Source organism: Pirellulales bacterium, assembly GCA_019636335.1.
GTDB lineage: Bacteria > Planctomycetota > Planctomycetia > Pirellulales > JAEUIK01 > JAHBXR01.
The window spans coordinates 1-15,671 of record JAHBXR010000046.1 but is presented as its reverse complement, the minus strand read 5'-3'; the positions used below and the strand labels follow the sequence as shown (position 1 = coordinate 15,671).

Genomic DNA, 15,671 nt, shown 5'->3' with positions numbered 1-15,671 from the left:
CCAATACCAACCGTAGAGCAGGTTGGTCCGCGCAGCCTTCTCCAATACGGCAAACTGAGTGGCAACGGACTTGCTTCGTTGCTTTTCTGGAGAAAATGGTTTTACGATATCGACAATCGTGCGGGACAAGAGACCGGCTACCTATTTGAACCGATCATTGCATCCGCCATTGGTGGAACGCCTGCGCCGGCAAGTAAAAGTCCGGTCAAGAGATTCTCGAATCGCGCGAAGGGACGGCAAGTCGATTGTATTCTCGATAAGCGAGCATACGAGTTTAAGATCCGTGTAACGATCGCGGCATCGGGGCAGGGACGTTGGCAGGAAGAGTTGGACTTTCCTAGAGATTGCCGAACTAGCCGATTCACGCCGGTCCTGGTATGCATCGATAGTACACCTAATCCAAAACTGACGGCACTTGCGGCGGCATTTCGCCATCAAAAAGGCGAAGTGTATATCGGTGATGCGGCCTGGAAGCACCTCGACGACGTTGCAGGTCCCACGATGTCTATTTTCTTGGACAAGTACGTTCGGCGTCCACTTCAGGACGTTCTCGCAGAAAGTCGCCATGGTCTCGCGGACATAACCGCCTCGTGGACTGAACGAGCAATCGTAATCAAAGTCGGTAAGGATCAGTTGCTAGTTGATAGACATCCAGTAGCCCCAGATGATGCTAGCGATCCAATTCCCGATGATGCGGTCGACGAGACATGAGACAACAACTCAGCATTCGATCACGTGCCCCTCGTGCTACAAGTAAGATTTGAGCGTGGATACTGCGAGGCGATGATGGGCGCGCGGATCGCAACGGCTCGTCGATATATCTGGGGACCGCTGTCCACATATAAGCCATCTATCCTCGCCCGAACCCCTTCCCAGCCCCTCTGTTACGGCCACCCGCCGCCGGTTGACCGGCGCCGGTCCCACGTTTAGAGTGAGAGTTTGCCTGTCGCGCGGTTTAGGCTCCACCGGCAGGCTCCCACCTGGAACAGAACTCTATTGGCACTCGGCGGTTAGGCAAATGCTTGCCAAGCGGGTCATTCCCTGCCTCGACGTCGACCGCGGTCGCGTCGTCAAAGGGACCAATTTCGTCCATCTGCGCGACGCCGGCGATCCGGTCGAGGTGGCCGCGCGCTACGAGGCCGAGGGGGCCGACGAGCTCGTCTTTCTCGACATCTGCGCCAGCCACGAAGGTCGCGCCATCATGCTCGACGTCGTGCGCCGCACGGCCGAGGTGATCTTCATGCCTCTCTGCGTCGGCGGCGGCATCCGCACGCTCGACGATATTCGCGAACTGCTGAACGCCGGCAGCGACAAGGTCTCGATCAACTCGGCCGCCCCGCGCGATCCCGAGTTCGTCCGCCAGGCGGCCCGCCGCTTTGGCAGCCAGTGCATCGTGGTCAATATCGACCCACGCCGCGTGATGCGCGACGGCCGCGAAGTGTGGGAAGTTCACATCAACGGCGGCCGCGTGCCGACGGGGCTCGAAGCCGTCCCCTGGGCGCAGGAAGTCGAGCGCCTGGGCGCGGGCGAAATCGTGCTCACGTCGATGGACGCCGACGGCACGAAGAACGGTTACGACCTGGAGATCACCGCCGCCGTGAGCAAGGCGGTTTCGATTCCGGTCGTCGCCAGCGGCGGGGCGGGCAAGCCCGAGCATCTGGCCGATGCCATCCAGATCGGCCATGCCGACGCGGCGCTGGCGGCCAGCATCTTCCACTACGGCGAGTACACGATCCAAGAGACGAAACGCATCCTGCACGAGCGCGGCATTCCGGTACGGCGGAGTGCCTGACGCGGTCCATCATAAGCACGAGCAGGGCGACTGAGGAGAGCGACATCGCATGGCATCGACGTTAGACGAACGCTTTACCGGGCGTGGCAAGCGCGAGCTGGAAATCGACAAGCTCTTTCGTACCCAGGTCAAGCTGAAGGGGAGCGATCTCCACCTCAAGGTCGGCAAGCCCCCGTATTGCCGCATCAACGGCTCGTTGCGCCCGCTGAATCGCGGCCCGATCGACGACGAAGAGATGGTCCGCCTCTGCTTTCCGATGATGGACGAGCGGAATCGCAAGATCTTCGACGAGACCGGCGGCGCCGACTTTGCCCACACGGTCGACGTCGACGGCACGACGTGGCGATTCCGCGTGAACCTGCTGCAGCAGATGGGGCACGTGGGGCTGGTCGCGCGGCGCGTGAACAACTGGATTCCCGACTTCGCCGGGCTGAACCTGCCGCCGATCATGGAAGAACTGTGCAAGTTCGATCAGGGCATGGTGCTGCTGGCCGGGGTGACGGGCTCGGGCAAGACGACTACCATCGCCTCGATGCTCAACTGGATCAATCACAACTATCGCAAGCACATCCTCACGCTCGAGGACCCGGTCGAAGTCGTCTTCACCGAAGACAAGTGCCTGATCAATCAGCGCGAGATCGGCATGGACGTGAAGAACTTCGAGATCGGCATGAAGCACGCCGTCCGCGAAGATCCCGACGTGATGCTCGTGGGCGAAATGCGCGATAAGGAAACGTTCCTCACGGCCATCCACGCTGCCGAGACGGGGCACTTGGTGTTCGGCACGATCCACGCCTCGAGCGCCCCGACGACGATCGGCCGTATTCTCGATCTCTTTCCGCAGGACATGCACACCGCGCTGCGCAGCGCCATCGCCTTCAACATGCGCGGCATCGTGGCACAGAAGCTGTTGCCCTCGATCAAGCCGGGTGTGGGGCGCGTCCCCACGGTCGAGATCATGACGTTCAATCCCACGGTGCGCAAGCTGGTGCTCGAAGAGCACGACGAAAAGCTCCCCGACGCCATCCGCATGTGCGCGCTCGAAGGAATGCAAGACTTTACGATGAGCTTGAAGGGTCTCGTGGACGCCGAGCTGATCGACCGCGCGACGGCCTTCGAAGTCGCGCCGAATGTGGAAGCGCTGAAGATGGCGCTCAAAGGGATCAGCGTGGCGCAGGCCGGGATTCTGTAATGCGGCAATTCGTTGTAGCGGTGGTGGGGGGGCTGGCGGTCTCGGCGTTCCGGGTCGAGGTCCTGCTGGCGCAGACCCCCAAGTGGCCCGATTCTCCGGGCTTCGAGCGCGGGCCAGGCTTCTACATGAGCTGGCTCAAGCTCATCGTCTGCTGGCTCCTGTTTCTCATCTGGGTGGCCACGGCCGATTGGATCAATCGCGACGCGCAGATCCATCGCTTCAAGGATCACCGCTGGAACGCGATCGTCTTCTTTCCGTTCGTCGCCAGCTTCATCCTGCTATGGACGATTCCGTTCTTTTGGGTCGGATTTCCGCTGATGCTGCTGGCCTACGGCATTCCGGTCGGCTGGTACATCTTGTACCGCAACAACATCGTCCCCCCGCACGAGCAGGTGATGACGGGCGATCACCTGCGCTTCGTGCTCTTCACGCGTTTGAACTCGCTCGGCTTCAAGCTCGACGCCGAACGCAAGGCGGGGAAAGACCTCGGTCCGCCCATCGAGTTGACGGGGCAGGGGGGGGCCGACGAGCGCGAGAACACCGCCCACCTGCTCTTGGCACGGCAGAGCGAAGGCTTTTTGCCGGCGCGCGAGATCCTGGCCGAGGCCCTCACCAGACGCTGCGAGTCGCTCATGCTCGACTACACGGCGCAGGCCGCCGCCGTGCGCTACGAGATCGACGGCGTGTGGCACAACGGCGAAGCCCGCAATCGCGAAGAAGCCGACGCGGCGCTGGCCGTCATGAAGACGATCGCCTCGCTCAACGCGGCCGAGCGGCGCGCCCGCCAGCAGGGCACCTTCGGCGCGAAATGGGCCAACGTGAAATACACGGCGCACTTCCTCAGCCAGGGAACGCAGACCGGCGAACGCGTGTTGATCCGCTTCGACGATGGCAGCCAACGCATCAAGAAGTTGTCCGACACCGGCATGCGCGACAAGCTGCAAGAACAGGTGGGCGAGCTGCTCAAGGCGCAGCAGGGGTTTGTCATCTTCTCCGCCCCGCCACGTGGTGGGCTCACCGCACTGATGAACGCGGCCTTGAACTCGTCCGATCGCTTTACCCGCGGTTGGGTCGCGGTCGAAGAGGTGACCCAACCCGAACGCACGATCGAGAACGTCGCGGTCACGACCTACAACGCGGCCGAGGGCGAAACGCCCGACACCGTGCTGCCGCGCCTGGTTCGCCAGTATCCCGACGTGATCATCGTTCGCGACCTGGTCAATCCAGAGACGATCAACCTGCTGGTCGAACAGCTCGAGAGCAATCGGCTGATCATCACCGGCGTGAAGGCCAAGGATTCGGCCGAGGCGTTGTTGCGCATCCTGGCGATGAAGCCGAACGCGGCGAAATTCATCGGCGCGGTCAGCGGCGTCGTCAACGGCCGCCTCATTCGCAAGCTGTGCGACACGTGCAAGGAGGCCTACGCTCCGCCGCCGCAGGTCTTGCAGCAACTGCGCTTGCCCGTGGGCAAGATCGAGGCCTTCTACCGTCCCCCCCAGACGCCCGAGGAAGTGTGCCCCGATTGCGGCGGCATCGGTTATTACGGCCGGACGGCGATCTTCGAGGTCTTGAACGTCGACGATGGCGTGCGCCAGACGTTGGCCACCACGCCCCGGCTCGACGCGCTGCGGGTGGCGGCGCGCAAGGCGGGCATGCGCACCCTGCAAGAAGATGGCATCCTGCTGGTCGTTAAAGGGGTGACGTCGTTACAAGAATTGATGCGCGCACTCAAGGAATAGCTGGCAACGCGACGCGCGAGGATCGGCCACGCCAGATTCTCTCGCGGCGAGGAGTACCCATAAGCATGTACATTGTCCTACTGGTATTGCTGTTCGCGCTCTTCATTGGCGTCTTCGCGTCGACCTTCAATGAAGGCCTCTGGAGCAACGCCCTCACGCTCTTCAACCTGGTGACGGCTGCGCTGCTGGCCATGAACTTCTTCGAACCGCTGGCCAGCTTTCTGGACAAGCAGGCTCCCGGCGGCTCGTACTACTGGGATATCGTCGCTCTGTGGGGCATCTTCGGCGTGTCGTTTGGCGTCATGCGCACGGCGACCGATTTCGCCTCGCGCGTCCGCGTGCGTTTCTTCAAGCCGGTCGACGTGGCGGGCAGCGTCTTTTTTGCCATTTGGATCGGTTGGGTCACCGTTTGTTTTGCGCTGGCCACGATGCATACGGCGCCGCTGTCGAGAAACTTTCTCTCCTTCCGTCCCGAAGATCGAGCCTTGTTCAACCTGGCCCCCGATCGGCAGTGGCTGGCCTTCACGCAGAAGATGTCGCTGGGGCAGTTCTCGCGCATGCGATCCGATACGGACCGGCCCGATATTTACTTCGATCCGAAGGGGGATTTCATGCTCAAGTACGCCTCTCGGCGCGAAGAATTCGAGAAGCCCACGGCGCCGCAGTAAGCAACAGACGCGGCAGTTCCCCACGCGGGTCAAGTCAGCCCATACTTGCGCAGCTTGCTGAACAGCGTGCTGCGAGGAATCCCCAGCCGTTCGGCCGCCCGCGCCTTGTTGCCGTCGCAGGCGTTGAGCGCCTCGAGAATGCGGGCGCGCTCGAGTTCGAAGACTTCATCGATCAGGCGCTCGCTGCGCAGCGGCCGGGGGGCCGCATACTGCGGCTGCCGGCGCGTCGGGCGGCGTCCTTCGCGCACTTCCACCGGGTGAAGCAATTCGGGGGGCAGGTCGTCGCGCGTGATCGATTCTCCCTCGGCCAGCACGACGGCGCGCTCGATGGCATTTTCGAGCTGGCGAATATTGCCCGGCCAAGGGAAGTCGGCCAGCAACGCCAGGGCGTCCTCGTCGAACCGCACCAGGTGCTTGCCGGCGCGCTCGGCATAGATGCGCAGAAAGTGGAGTGACAGTTCGAAGATGTCTTCGCGCCGTTCGCGCAAGGGGGGGCTGCGCAGACTGATGACGTTCAGCCGGTAGTACAAGTCCTCGCGGAAGCGGCCACGCGCGATCAACTGTTCGAGATCCTGATGCGTCGCGGCGATCAAACGCACATCGGTGGTGATCGTTTCCATCCCCCCCACACGTTCGAAGCTGCGTTCCTGCAGCACGCGCAGCAGCCGGGTTTGCGTGTCGAGATTGACGTCGCCGATCTCGTCGAGAAACAGCGTGCCGCGATGGGCCATCTCGAAGCGTCCGCGACGCTGGCGATCGGCGCCGGTGAAAGCCCCCTTCTCGTGACCGAAGAGCTCGCTTTCGAGCAGGCTCGAGCTGAGTGCCGCACAATGCACGGCCACGAAGGGCCCCGCGGCTCGCGGGCTTCCCTGATGAATCGCCCGCGCGAGCAATTCCTTGCCCGTCCCACTCTCGCCGCGGATCAACACGCTAGCCGGGCTCTGGGCGATCTTGGCCACCTGTGCCAGCATGTCTCGCACGACGGGGCTGGTGCCGCGAATGCCGTGATCTTCCTGGGCAGCACCCCCGGTCGTGTCATCCAAACTCGCCGGGCGACCGGAGTGCCGCGCGCGGCTCAGCAGTTCTCCCTGCAGGAACGAGATGCGCTGCTGCTGCTCGGCGATCTGCGTGAGCTTGGCCTGCATGCGCTCGCGCAGCGCCTCGATCGTGCGGTGTCCTTCGGCACTGCGCAGCGCGAGCGTCGTCGTGCGCGCGAGCGCCGTCAGGAAGGTGCGATCTTCTGGCGTGTACGGGCCGCCATCTTCCTTCGTGCCGAGAATCGTCACGCCAATCACCGTGCCATCCTGCTCGAGCACGAAGGCCAGTTCGCCATCCAGGTCGCGCAACTGCTGCTGACCGGGGGACGGAAGCACGGCCAGCCCCAGGCGACTGCTCAGCATGCCGCGATAGCGCAGCTCGGTCGCCAGCGGACTATCGGCGGGCAGTTCCTCGGCCGAATGGCTGGCCCCGATCTGAGCCGCCAGGGCGAACGACTTGCCGCCGCTGCCACGCAGGTAGACGGCGCCGCGCTCGCAACCCACCGCCTCGAGCGCCGACTGCAGCATTTGCGCGGCCAGTTGATGCGGCTCGACGAGACGATCGACCGCACGGCTCATGCGCCGCATGGCGCCGTCGAGCTGGTACTTGTCCCGCAGAAAACGCCGATCGAGCGCGCGTTGGAATCGATCGCGAATCAACCCCAACACGACCGCCACCAGCATGGCCGTCAGCCCCACGGCGAGGGCATTTTCCCAGCGAAAGTAATACTTGCCCACGAGCGCCGTGGCGATGCCCACCATCAGGCAGAACAGGGCGGTCGCGGCGAGGCTGATCGTCACATAGAGCAGCCCCCGATTCAGCAACCGACCGGCATACAGCAGCTTGTGCCGCGTGACGCTGACGGCGTACGCCGCCGCAAACAGCAGGCTCGTCAGATAGATCAGCGTGCGGCTCGTCTGCCCGTAGGCGAATTGCGCCCGGTCCACGAGCAGCATGTAGAGCAACACGCCGAGCGGCAGCACGGCGATCGCCGCGGCCGAGAGAATCCACTGCACCTGGCGCCGTTCGGCGGTCGTGCGGCAGCGCAGATAACTGCGCACGAGCACCGCGTGGCCGAGCAGGAAAATGCCGATCGACAGCACCACGGAAAAGTAGATCGCCACCGATAACCAGTACAAGGCCGCTTGAACGTCGGCGACTGGCAGGCCGACGTCGTAGCCCACGCCCGTGTAGATCAGCGAACCGAGCAGTACGCCCGCGACGAGCGAGGGCACGGTGTACACCGCCGCCAACGTCCAACGCGGATGCAATCGTAGGGCGCGGGCCGGACGTGGGAACAACAGGTAGAAATGCAGCGTGAGCGGCGCCAGCAACAGCGCACTGCCGGCGAACGGATAGAGCAGCCACCGCGCGCCGATCAAGCTCGTCCAGTGCAGCCCGCCCATAAAAGCCACGACACTTACCACGCACAGAGCGAAGAAGATCGTGGCCGAGGCGTCGCCGGGACGACGCCAGAAGACGAGGCCTCCCAGTCCGAACAGCATCATCTGGAGCAGAAACCACGCCAGCGAGAGTCCCAGCGTGTGCCCCGGCACCGGAACCAGCCGCAGCCAGGTCGTGAAGCGACTGGAAGGTGAAGTGGTGTCTGAGCCTGGCCGCTCGAACTCGGCCCGCACCCAGGGGCTGCCATCGATCTCGACAACGGGTTCAACCGCTGACGCAGCCGCACTTTCCAAGGCTGCCAGACTTGGTAAACCACCTACTTCCCACTCGTCCCCCAGCGTCCGTCGTAATCCACTCAACATGCGTCGGAAGTGGAGGAAGGTCGGAACTGGCTGATCTGCCAGGCCAACAAGCAAATCATCTGCCCGGGGCTGCTCGCCCACATAATCGGCGCCGCTGAGCTCGACCCGGCGGACCTTTGGGCCCAGTTCAGAGTCGTTCGCAATCAAGCACTGAACGCCAACGTCGTAGCTGGTCTGGACGCGGTAGAGTACGCCCAGCGAATAGAGCACGGCAAAGGCCGTGGCAAAGTACAGAACGTGTCGGCGTCGAAATCGCATGATTCGGGTCACGGTAGGGGCGCTGAATCGATCCTTCGGCGCCGAAATATCGACGTTTTGTCCTGCCAGCGCCGTTATTCCTACCAATTTCTGGCTTGAATGCAAGCGGCCGCATATCATTCCAAAGCTGTGTCGAATGCGGAGGCATCAGTGTTCGATTTCCGCAACTGATTTGTATCAGGTGGTTTGTGTCTCTTATAGATCTGCGGCGGTGCTTTTTGGCAACGTATTGCGATAAAAACTGGCGAGCTTTAGTCAGTTGGCCCAGTCTTTGCATATAAAGCAGGGAGCAGATTCGGATTCTCGGCGCTGCGGTGGCTTGCTTCAGCGCGTCGACGTTCGGAACTGTCCCGCCCTAGACTACCCAGCCTGTCACAGACGGCGAGAGTGAGGGAGCACCGTCGCCTATTCGATACGAATGCGGCGTTGGCGATAGACCCACATTGCCGGCCCCCGTTCCGATGGTCGTCCGCTCCTGAACTTTTGCCGTCTGTGACGCTTTTTTTTCTTGGTTACGGTCGCTTGCCCTCGGCTGCCTCGCGCACAACTCGACCACGATCCGTCTGTGACTTTTTTTATTTCTTGGTTACGGTCGCTTGATTGACCGAGCAGGGGTCGGAATGACGTCCGATCCTGTTCGACCAGGAGGGTCTTTACGATGCTTGATTCCGATCTCCGTGCAGAACGCTGTTCCATTTGTGGCGGTGAAGGTTCCTCGGCGACCGAAGGTTCCGCTTGCGCCGGGTGCCAGGAACTGCTCGTCTGGTGCCGCCAGCAACTGTCGGAGCTGCTGGAAGTGCCGGCTGCGGCCATCACGCTCGAGGCCGATCTCGAGCATGAGCTGGGGGCCGATTCGCTCGATCTGGTCGAGCTGGTCATGGAGGTTGAAGCTTACTTCGATGTCCAAGTGCCCGACGAAGAGGCCCTCAAGCAGATGCGCACCCTGGCAGATGCCGTGCGCTACATCCAAACGCAGACCCGGCGAGTTCCGGCCTCGGCACGTTGACAACCCAGGTTGCAATGCGGTAGCGTCGCGCCATCCTGGCTTTTCGACAACAGGGGTGCCGGTTTGCCGGCCGGTGGCGCATGTCTGGTGATTCGCTCGAAGTCTCGGAAGTCGCTGAGCTGACTGGCGAAGCCGAGGGATACCGCGCCATCAACCATTGGGCGGTCCTCACGTTGATCCTGGGGTTGGCCTCGGCGCTGGTGCTGGTCCATCCCATCCTGGCAATCTTGCCCGTGCTGACGCTGGTGAGTGGGGCAGTGGCCCTGCGCCAGATCAGCTACTACTGGCCGGCCTATACGGGGCGTTGGGCGGCGCTCGCCGGTATCTGGTTCGCCTTGGTCTTCGCCATCGCCACGCCCACCCGGATCTTCCTCTGGCGTTACCAGATGGAGACAGAAGCGATCCGCTTTGGCGATCAGTTCATGCGGATGCTGCTCGATGGCCGGGCAATCGAAGCGCATCAGCTCACGGTGGCGAAGAACATTCGCATGCCTCCCGACGAGACGATGTACGATTCGTACCGTGCCGATCCAGCGCGTAAGGAAGGCGTGCGCGCCTTTGTGGCGGAGCCGGCCGTCCACACGCTGTTGGCCCTGGGGCCGCAGGCCACGGCTCGGCTGTACGAAGTCGAATCGCTATATACGAACGGCGATGCCGCTGCGGCAGCCTTGCTGTACGCCGTGACGTACGACGACCGCGGGACGCGACGCACGTTCTTCGTGCGTTTGATCGATGTGCGGGAATCGCATCGATCGGAGCGGGCCGGCTGGAGAGTCCACCGCGTGTTCGGAGACGTTTATCCCGGCTCGAAAAGCGAAGACGAAACGCAGCTTCCCGCCGGTTAGCAGGCCTTCTATCGAGGGCCGCCCTACGACCCGCTCTGCCCCGCCTCGCCAGAGACCGCACCACGGGCCTGACTGATCAACTGCCAATCGACCGGGCGAACTTCGGCACGGTCGAGGGCCGTTCTGTTGTTATGGACGTGGGAGTCCTCGATTTCGTTCCCTGCATCGACCACCACCAGGAGCAATCGGTAGGCGCCTTCGTCCGAAGGAGCCCCGCGACGCAGGTGAAACACCTCGGCCGGCAGTCGCACATCGATGGATCGGGTTTCACCGCCGGCGAGTTGTTCGAGCCGCCCACTCTCCGCGGCGATTTCCTCGGCATTCTCGAAATCGATGCCCGCCACCAGCGAAACATCGAACCCGCTGGCCGCCACCGTCGAGTCGTTGCGGACGGTGATCCGGTAGCAGGGGCCAAGGTTTTGCGCCGCATTCCCCGCGTCGACCAGACGCACTTCGACGACCCTCAGATCGGGTCTGGTATCGTCGATCTGACCGGTGGGGAGATCCGTGGCGCCGACGCTGGTCGCGAGGGTGCCAAGCAGAAGAGAGATCGACAAGCGGCACAGTTGGGTAAAGATTGCGGGCATCGTTCGATTCCTTCGCGCTAAAGAGGGGGGAGGAGGGCCCGCGATCGGGAAAGACGATTGCGGAAGGCGCCGGCGATGCGCGGGGCCGGTTCATCCGGCCTTACCCTGCCAAGCGAGAAGCAAAAGCGTTTGTTACCGCAACGGAGAAAACGCTTACGGAATCGCGCCGGTGAACGATTCGCCCCGCCTGTCGATCGGGGTGAGTGGCAGGCCCGGCCGCGCATAGAGTTCGTAGATCTCGTCGCGATAGACGCGATGCCACCCTGTCGCCTCGGGCATGGCGGCGGCCAGCGGGGAATGCCGCGGCACAAGCACAATGTCGGTAGAGTATTTCGCGAGCGTTTTGCGCCAGCCAGGCTGCGCGCGGTAGAAGGCGACGTTTTCTTCCAGCACGCCCGGCTGGTAGCTCACCTCGTAGCGACCGTCGAGGCTGACCTTCGTCTCGGGGCCCAGCTTCCACATCACGTAGCCCCCTTCGACAAAGGGGACCATGACGTGGCCGTGAAAACGCTGTGCCGCGAGATAGTCGACCGCGCCAAGGGGATACACCGGCTGACCTGCCACCAGCGCGGCATGGTCGGCGGGGAGCGTGGCCTCCCAAGGACGGCCAGCCAGGGCCTGCGTACCGCACACGCCGGCCATCAACGCGCCCCCCAGCGCCATCGACTTGGCGCGGCGTTGCCAGAGGGTGGCCAGCGTCGCGCCGAGCGATGTGGCGTCAACGAACGACGGCGCGTAGGCAAACCACACGACCGCGTACAGCGACACGTGCCGCGTGTGCCGCAATGCCGCGTACGCCGCCACGGCCACGAGCAGCAAACCCACGAGACGACGCGGGCCGGCCACGCACGCGGTGTAGAGCACCAGCGCCAGCGAAACGAGGAACAAGGCGAACGTCGAGCCGCCGGTTTGCCACAGCGGAGCCCATTCGCTAATCAACGGTCGATCGAGCAGGATGCCGTGCAGCAAGTAGGGGTAATAGTAGGCGCCGTAGGGATTCACGACGATGAGCAGCGCCATCGCCCCCAGGCAGGCCACCAGGTGCAGCACCGGCTGCCGGCGCCACGCTTGTTCGAGTACGTAACAGGTGAACAAGGCCGCGCCGACGATGAAGCCGGCATGCAGGTTCAGCCACACCACATACAGGGGCAGCCAGCCAAGCATCCAACGGCGTGCTCCGCGCCGGTCTTGCTCGAGCAAAGAAAGCTGGATCGCCAGGGCCGCGAGCGTGAAGAGCTGCGCGCGGACGGTCGTCATGCCAATCGCCAGTAGCAAAACGGCCAACGGCGCGAGCGAGACGATCGTCGTCCAGCTTGCCTGACGCTGCCGCGCGGTCGTGACGCAGAAACAGGCGGTCACCGCGATCAACGCGTATTTCAGTGCCATGAGCCCGGCGCCTCCTGCCAGGGCCGTCGCGCCGTACAGGACAAAGCCGGTCCCCCACTCGTGATGCACGATCGGGTAGACCGTGGGGGTATAGGCGAAGGAATCCGCCAGCGGTATCGCCCCCAGTTGCAGGGCCTGGCGGGCCAGGGCCATCTCGTGCCAGACGTCGGGGTCGACGAACGTCAGGCGAGAGAGTTGCAACAGCGCGAGAGTGAATACTGCCAGAGCACCCGCGATCAGCGCCCCACGTACATCGCTGGAAAGCGGTGTTCCGCCGCGTCGCAAGACATCGCGTGGGGCGGCACGTTCCCGCAACCGTGTCGTGGGATCGCTCTCCGCCGTGATCGGTTCAGTCGACAACGTGTCAGTCGGCGATGGCATAGCGGATCGTACACCAGACGGCATTGAAGAAGTCGCGCAGGCCGATCTTCTTGCCTTCGGCATAGCCGCGCGGGGCGTAGCTGATCGGCACTTCGTAGATGCGGCAGCGTCGCCGGGCGATCTTCGCCGTCAGCTCCGGCTCGACGCCAAAGCGGTCTTGCGCGATCGAGATGTCTCCGAGCACGTCGCGGCGGAACACCTTGTAGCAGGTCTCCATGTCGGTGAGATTCAAATTGGTCGTCACGTTCGACAGCAGCGTCAACGACGCATTGATCAATCGATGACGGAACGACTGAATGCGGCTGCCGCTGCCGATGAACCGCGACCCATAGACGACGTCGGCCCGTCCGTCGAGAATCGGCTCGACCAGTTGCGGATACTCCCGCGGATCGTATTCGAGATCGGCATCCTGAATCAGCACGACGTCCCCCGTCGATTCGGCGATGGCGGTCCGCAGCGCGGCGCCTTTGCCCCGATTCTCGTCGTGAAAGCGGATTACCAGGTCGGGCTGACCGATCATTTCGGCGAGCACTTCGCGCGTGCCGTCGGTGCTGCCGTCGTCGACCAGAATGATTTCTTTCGGAATCGGCACGCTGCGCACCCGGGCCACGATCTCGCGAATCGTCTGAGCTTCGTTGTAGACGGGCATGCAGACCGAGAGCTTGAAGCCGGCCGGCAGTCGAAACATGCCCAGCTTGCGCAAGGCGTCGTCCCCCAGCACGCGCGAGATCTCTTCCACGAGCGTCAATTCGGTCGCATCGAGTCCGCCGACCCAGATGCTGCCCGTCGCCGGTGCCTTCACTTCCGTCGGGGCGATGCTGGGTAAGGTGGCGGCATCGTCGAGCGGCGTCTGCGACCGCCTCGTCGCGCGCTTGGTTTTGGCCGGCTGACCGGGTTGCTTGCCGCGTGCGGCCGGCTTGGTCGTGCGCGATTTCGGGCCTGCCGCACGGGTTTTCGATTCTGACGATGGCAACGATTTCACGGCGCAATCTCCGGCTCGAGAAAACAGGGCGCGGCAAGTATAGGTTGTCCCTGCGCGGAGCGTGGCGTTCGCCACGGCACTTACGTCCGCTTGGCACACATGCGCAAAAATGCCGTGCGGCTGTCCACCCCAGCGGGGTGTAAGGTACGTTTGGTGTGGAGTGCGCGAGAACCTCTTCGATCGCACGAGAGACAGTCGGATGGAAGCGGTTGAGCGCGAACAAGGCCAGGAACTCGGGGCGATCCTCGAGCGTTTCATTGGCGGTCAGCGCAGCAAACTCAGCGACAAGCGCTGCGCGCCTCGTGCGGCCTATCCGGCGCCGTTGGCGATCGCCCCCTACGACGGCGAGCTCTATCCCCAACAGGAAGAATTCGTGCCGGTCTACGGCCGAGATTTGTCCAGAACGGGGATCTCCTTCTTTGCCACCGAGATGCCCGCCTCGGAGTTGGTCGCACTCAGGTTGGGGAATGCACCGCTTCAACAGGTCGTCATTGCCGCGCGGGTTGTGCGCGTGAGTTCGGGCTACTTCCAACGGCGGCGCCAGTTAATCGTGGGATGCCAGTTCATCTCGCGATTGCACCCCCAGTAGCCTTTCGTTTGACGGCGGCGGTGCGCCGAGCCAAACTCGATCTGTAAGCCCGCGGGCAGTCTTGGCCCGCACGGAACAGAACGAGCATGAGATCGATGTCGCACGAGCAGAAATCACCGCGTGACGCCCGCCTGGCCGAGATCCGTCGCCGCATTGCGGCCGGCACCTACGATACGCCCCTCCGTCTCGAGGCCGCCCTCGAGGCGTTTCTCGAGAGTACCGACGCCCGAGGCGTGTCCGAGGCCGAGCTCCCCGCCGAACGTCGTCCGGCACGCGACTACCGGTCGCGCTGATGGCTCGCAGTGAATTCGCTTTCGCCTCTCCGCCCGGCGGGCGGATGTGAGGTAGAGTAACAAGAGACGGGTTGCAGTCGCTTACGGCCGCGGCAGTCGGACAAAACGCCGGCTGCCGCGGTCGATGCCTTTCCGCCCGTCGTAATGCGACGCTCGGCGGCTTCAGTGAGATTTTAGAGAATTTTCGGTAGGCGCTTTTCCACCGACTGCCGATGAATTCCACTACCAGCCCGATCCTGCAAACCGATCGGGTCGCTCCGCCGTAAAGAAGCACGGCGGAAGCCACGACCAGACACTAGGATACAAGCCTCTCGCTTTCCATTCCGTCGGAGGTGCCAACCCAAAAAGCGTGAGTCCGAGTCAACCACGGCGAGCGCCCAGCGCTGCCCGACTCGCACTCTTCTCGCAGCGACTCCACCGTCGCAAGAAGGCGAGAGGTTTGACTACAAGCACAAGGCCGCCGAGCTCCACCAGCTCGGCGGCCTTGTTGCGTTTCGGGGGTGAACTTCCTTTATACTGCCTTGGATGCGAGCATTGCGCCGACTGGCCGACTCTCTGGCAAGCAGGCAAACCGGAAAATTGACGGATTCTCATTCAAGTGCCGAACCGTCCCTTTAACTAGGATGCAGCCTTTCCGTAGTTGTCACACGCATGCGATACCCCGCGTTAGTTTCGTTGTCCTTGCATGCGCTCATCGCGGTTGTCGTACTCGGCTCAGTGACCGGCCAAACTTGGTTTCCGTTCCCGGACATCTTGGCCGGCGGAGTGCGGCACATTGCCGACCTGGCGGCATGGCTCGCCTTCGGAGAAATGCCTGGGCCATTTGCCGACATGGTTCTCGCGGTTGTGTACGGTATGATTGCCGGACAGCTTAGTCTCGTGGTGATCTACGCCACCGCAAGCCAGGCGTGTCGCGTGACACGACTATTAGCTCTTGTCCTGTCTGTTCCGGTAGCTTGTTTACTGTGTGCCTTTGTTGACGAGAGCAACCAACTTGCATTCCTATTAGAACTCCTTTGCGCTCCCGCCGCGGTATTGTTTGCGATACTTGGAATTCTTCGGTGCCTGGGTTATCGGCTCGTTGCTCGGACCCACTTGGCGGTGCCCTCTTTTGGCACGTATTCGTTATTTCAACTCCTTGGATTCGTC

Annotated in this window: 14 protein-coding genes; 10 read left to right on the top strand and 4 right to left on the bottom strand. The window is 62.8% G+C overall.

What is annotated here, in order from left to right; genetic code table 11:
• The 5 genes from KF708_24480 to KF708_24460 form a co-directional block, all read left to right on the top strand.
• The coding region (locus KF708_24480) for a hypothetical protein (protein MBX3415862.1) at nucleotides 1-711 on the top strand (711 nt) is incomplete at its 5' end.
• Nucleotides 712-1,018: 307 nt separating this feature from the next.
• On the top strand, nucleotides 1,019-1,792 hold the full coding sequence (hisF, locus tag KF708_24475) for an imidazole glycerol phosphate synthase subunit HisF (GenBank protein MBX3415861.1): 774 nt from the start codon (nucleotides 1,019-1,021) through the stop codon (nucleotides 1,790-1,792).
• Nucleotides 1,793-1,841: 49 nt separating this feature from the next.
• On the top strand, nucleotides 1,842-2,984 hold the full coding sequence (locus KF708_24470) for a PilT/PilU family type 4a pilus ATPase (protein MBX3415860.1): 1,143 nt from the start codon (nucleotides 1,842-1,844) through the stop codon (nucleotides 2,982-2,984).
• Nucleotides 2,984-4,723, top strand: coding sequence for a Flp pilus assembly complex ATPase component TadA (gene tadA / locus KF708_24465; protein ID MBX3415859.1), 1,740 nt, complete (start codon nucleotides 2,984-2,986; stop codon nucleotides 4,721-4,723). The genes KF708_24470 and tadA overlap by 1 nt, the downstream gene beginning before the upstream one ends.
• Before the next feature lie 65 nt (nucleotides 4,724-4,788).
• Entirely contained in the window at nucleotides 4,789-5,391 is a 603-nt protein-coding gene (locus KF708_24460) for a hypothetical protein (GenBank protein MBX3415858.1), read from the top strand.
• A gap of 29 nt (nucleotides 5,392-5,420) precedes the next feature.
• Here the strand turns inward: KF708_24460 and KF708_24455 are convergent, their stop codons facing one another.
• Nucleotides 5,421-8,453 (bottom strand): sigma 54-interacting transcriptional regulator, encoded by a 3,033-nt coding sequence (locus KF708_24455; protein MBX3415857.1) that lies wholly within the window; start codon nucleotides 8,451-8,453, stop codon nucleotides 5,421-5,423.
• A 658-nt stretch (nucleotides 8,454-9,111) separates the two neighbouring features.
• On the opposite strand from KF708_24455, the gene KF708_24450 reads away from it, so the two are divergent.
• Entirely contained in the window at nucleotides 9,112-9,459 is a 348-nt protein-coding gene (locus tag KF708_24450) for an acyl carrier protein (GenBank protein MBX3415856.1), read from the top strand.
• Nucleotides 9,460-9,539: 80 nt separating this feature from the next.
• Nucleotides 9,540-10,304: a hypothetical protein gene (locus tag KF708_24445; GenBank protein ID MBX3415855.1), complete on the top strand. Its 765-nt coding sequence runs from the start codon at nucleotides 9,540-9,542 to the stop codon at nucleotides 10,302-10,304.
• Between the two features lie 23 nt (nucleotides 10,305-10,327).
• Here the strand turns inward: KF708_24445 and KF708_24440 are convergent, their stop codons facing one another.
• From KF708_24440 to KF708_24430, 3 genes are all read right to left on the bottom strand, one after another.
• On the bottom strand, nucleotides 10,328-10,891 hold the full coding sequence (locus KF708_24440; protein MBX3415854.1) for a hypothetical protein: 564 nt from the start codon (nucleotides 10,889-10,891) through the stop codon (nucleotides 10,328-10,330).
• Between the two features lie 153 nt (nucleotides 10,892-11,044).
• The gene (locus KF708_24435; protein MBX3415853.1) at nucleotides 11,045-12,658 is read right to left on the bottom strand and encodes a hypothetical protein; all 1,614 of its coding nucleotides are present in this window, start codon (nucleotides 12,656-12,658) and stop codon (nucleotides 11,045-11,047) included.
• The gene (locus tag KF708_24430; GenBank protein ID MBX3415852.1) at nucleotides 12,642-13,346 is read right to left on the bottom strand and encodes a glycosyltransferase family 2 protein; all 705 of its coding nucleotides are present in this window, start codon (nucleotides 13,344-13,346) and stop codon (nucleotides 12,642-12,644) included. The genes KF708_24435 and KF708_24430 overlap by 17 nt, the downstream gene beginning before the upstream one ends.
• Before the next feature lie 493 nt (nucleotides 13,347-13,839).
• On the opposite strand from KF708_24430, the gene KF708_24425 reads away from it, so the two are divergent.
• From KF708_24425 to KF708_24415, 3 genes are all read left to right on the top strand, one after another.
• Entirely contained in the window at nucleotides 13,840-14,229 is a 390-nt protein-coding gene (locus KF708_24425) for a PilZ domain-containing protein (protein ID MBX3415851.1), read from the top strand.
• Between the two features lie 86 nt (nucleotides 14,230-14,315).
• The gene (locus KF708_24420; protein MBX3415850.1) at nucleotides 14,316-14,522 is read left to right on the top strand and encodes a hypothetical protein; all 207 of its coding nucleotides are present in this window, start codon (nucleotides 14,316-14,318) and stop codon (nucleotides 14,520-14,522) included.
• A 681-nt stretch (nucleotides 14,523-15,203) separates the two neighbouring features.
• Nucleotides 15,204-15,671: hypothetical protein (locus tag KF708_24415; protein MBX3415849.1), on the top strand; the 468-nt coding region annotated here is incomplete at its 3' end.

Coding starts and splice junctions, on each gene's coding strand:
- hisF (MBX3415861.1), top strand. CDS start 1,019: ATGCTTGCCAAGCGGGTCATTCCCTGCCTCGACGTCGACCGCGGTCGC.
- KF708_24470 (MBX3415860.1), top strand. CDS start 1,842: ATGGCATCGACGTTAGACGAACGCTTTACCGGGCGTGGCAAGCGCGAG.
- tadA (MBX3415859.1), top strand. CDS start 2,984: ATGCGGCAATTCGTTGTAGCGGTGGTGGGGGGGCTGGCGGTCTCGGCG.
- KF708_24460 (MBX3415858.1), top strand. CDS start 4,789: ATGTACATTGTCCTACTGGTATTGCTGTTCGCGCTCTTCATTGGCGTC.
- KF708_24455 (MBX3415857.1), bottom strand. CDS start 8,453: ATGCGATTTCGACGCCGACACGTTCTGTACTTTGCCACGGCCTTTGCC.
- KF708_24450 (MBX3415856.1), top strand. CDS start 9,112: ATGCTTGATTCCGATCTCCGTGCAGAACGCTGTTCCATTTGTGGCGGT.
- KF708_24445 (MBX3415855.1), top strand. CDS start 9,540: ATGTCTGGTGATTCGCTCGAAGTCTCGGAAGTCGCTGAGCTGACTGGC.
- KF708_24440 (MBX3415854.1), bottom strand. CDS start 10,891: ATGCCCGCAATCTTTACCCAACTGTGCCGCTTGTCGATCTCTCTTCTG.
- KF708_24435 (MBX3415853.1), bottom strand. CDS start 12,658: ATGCCATCGCCGACTGACACGTTGTCGACTGAACCGATCACGGCGGAG.
- KF708_24430 (MBX3415852.1), bottom strand. CDS start 13,346: ATGTTTCGACTGCCGGCCGGCTTCAAGCTCTCGGTCTGCATGCCCGTC.
- KF708_24425 (MBX3415851.1), top strand. CDS start 13,840: ATGGAAGCGGTTGAGCGCGAACAAGGCCAGGAACTCGGGGCGATCCTC.
- KF708_24420 (MBX3415850.1), top strand. CDS start 14,316: ATGAGATCGATGTCGCACGAGCAGAAATCACCGCGTGACGCCCGCCTG.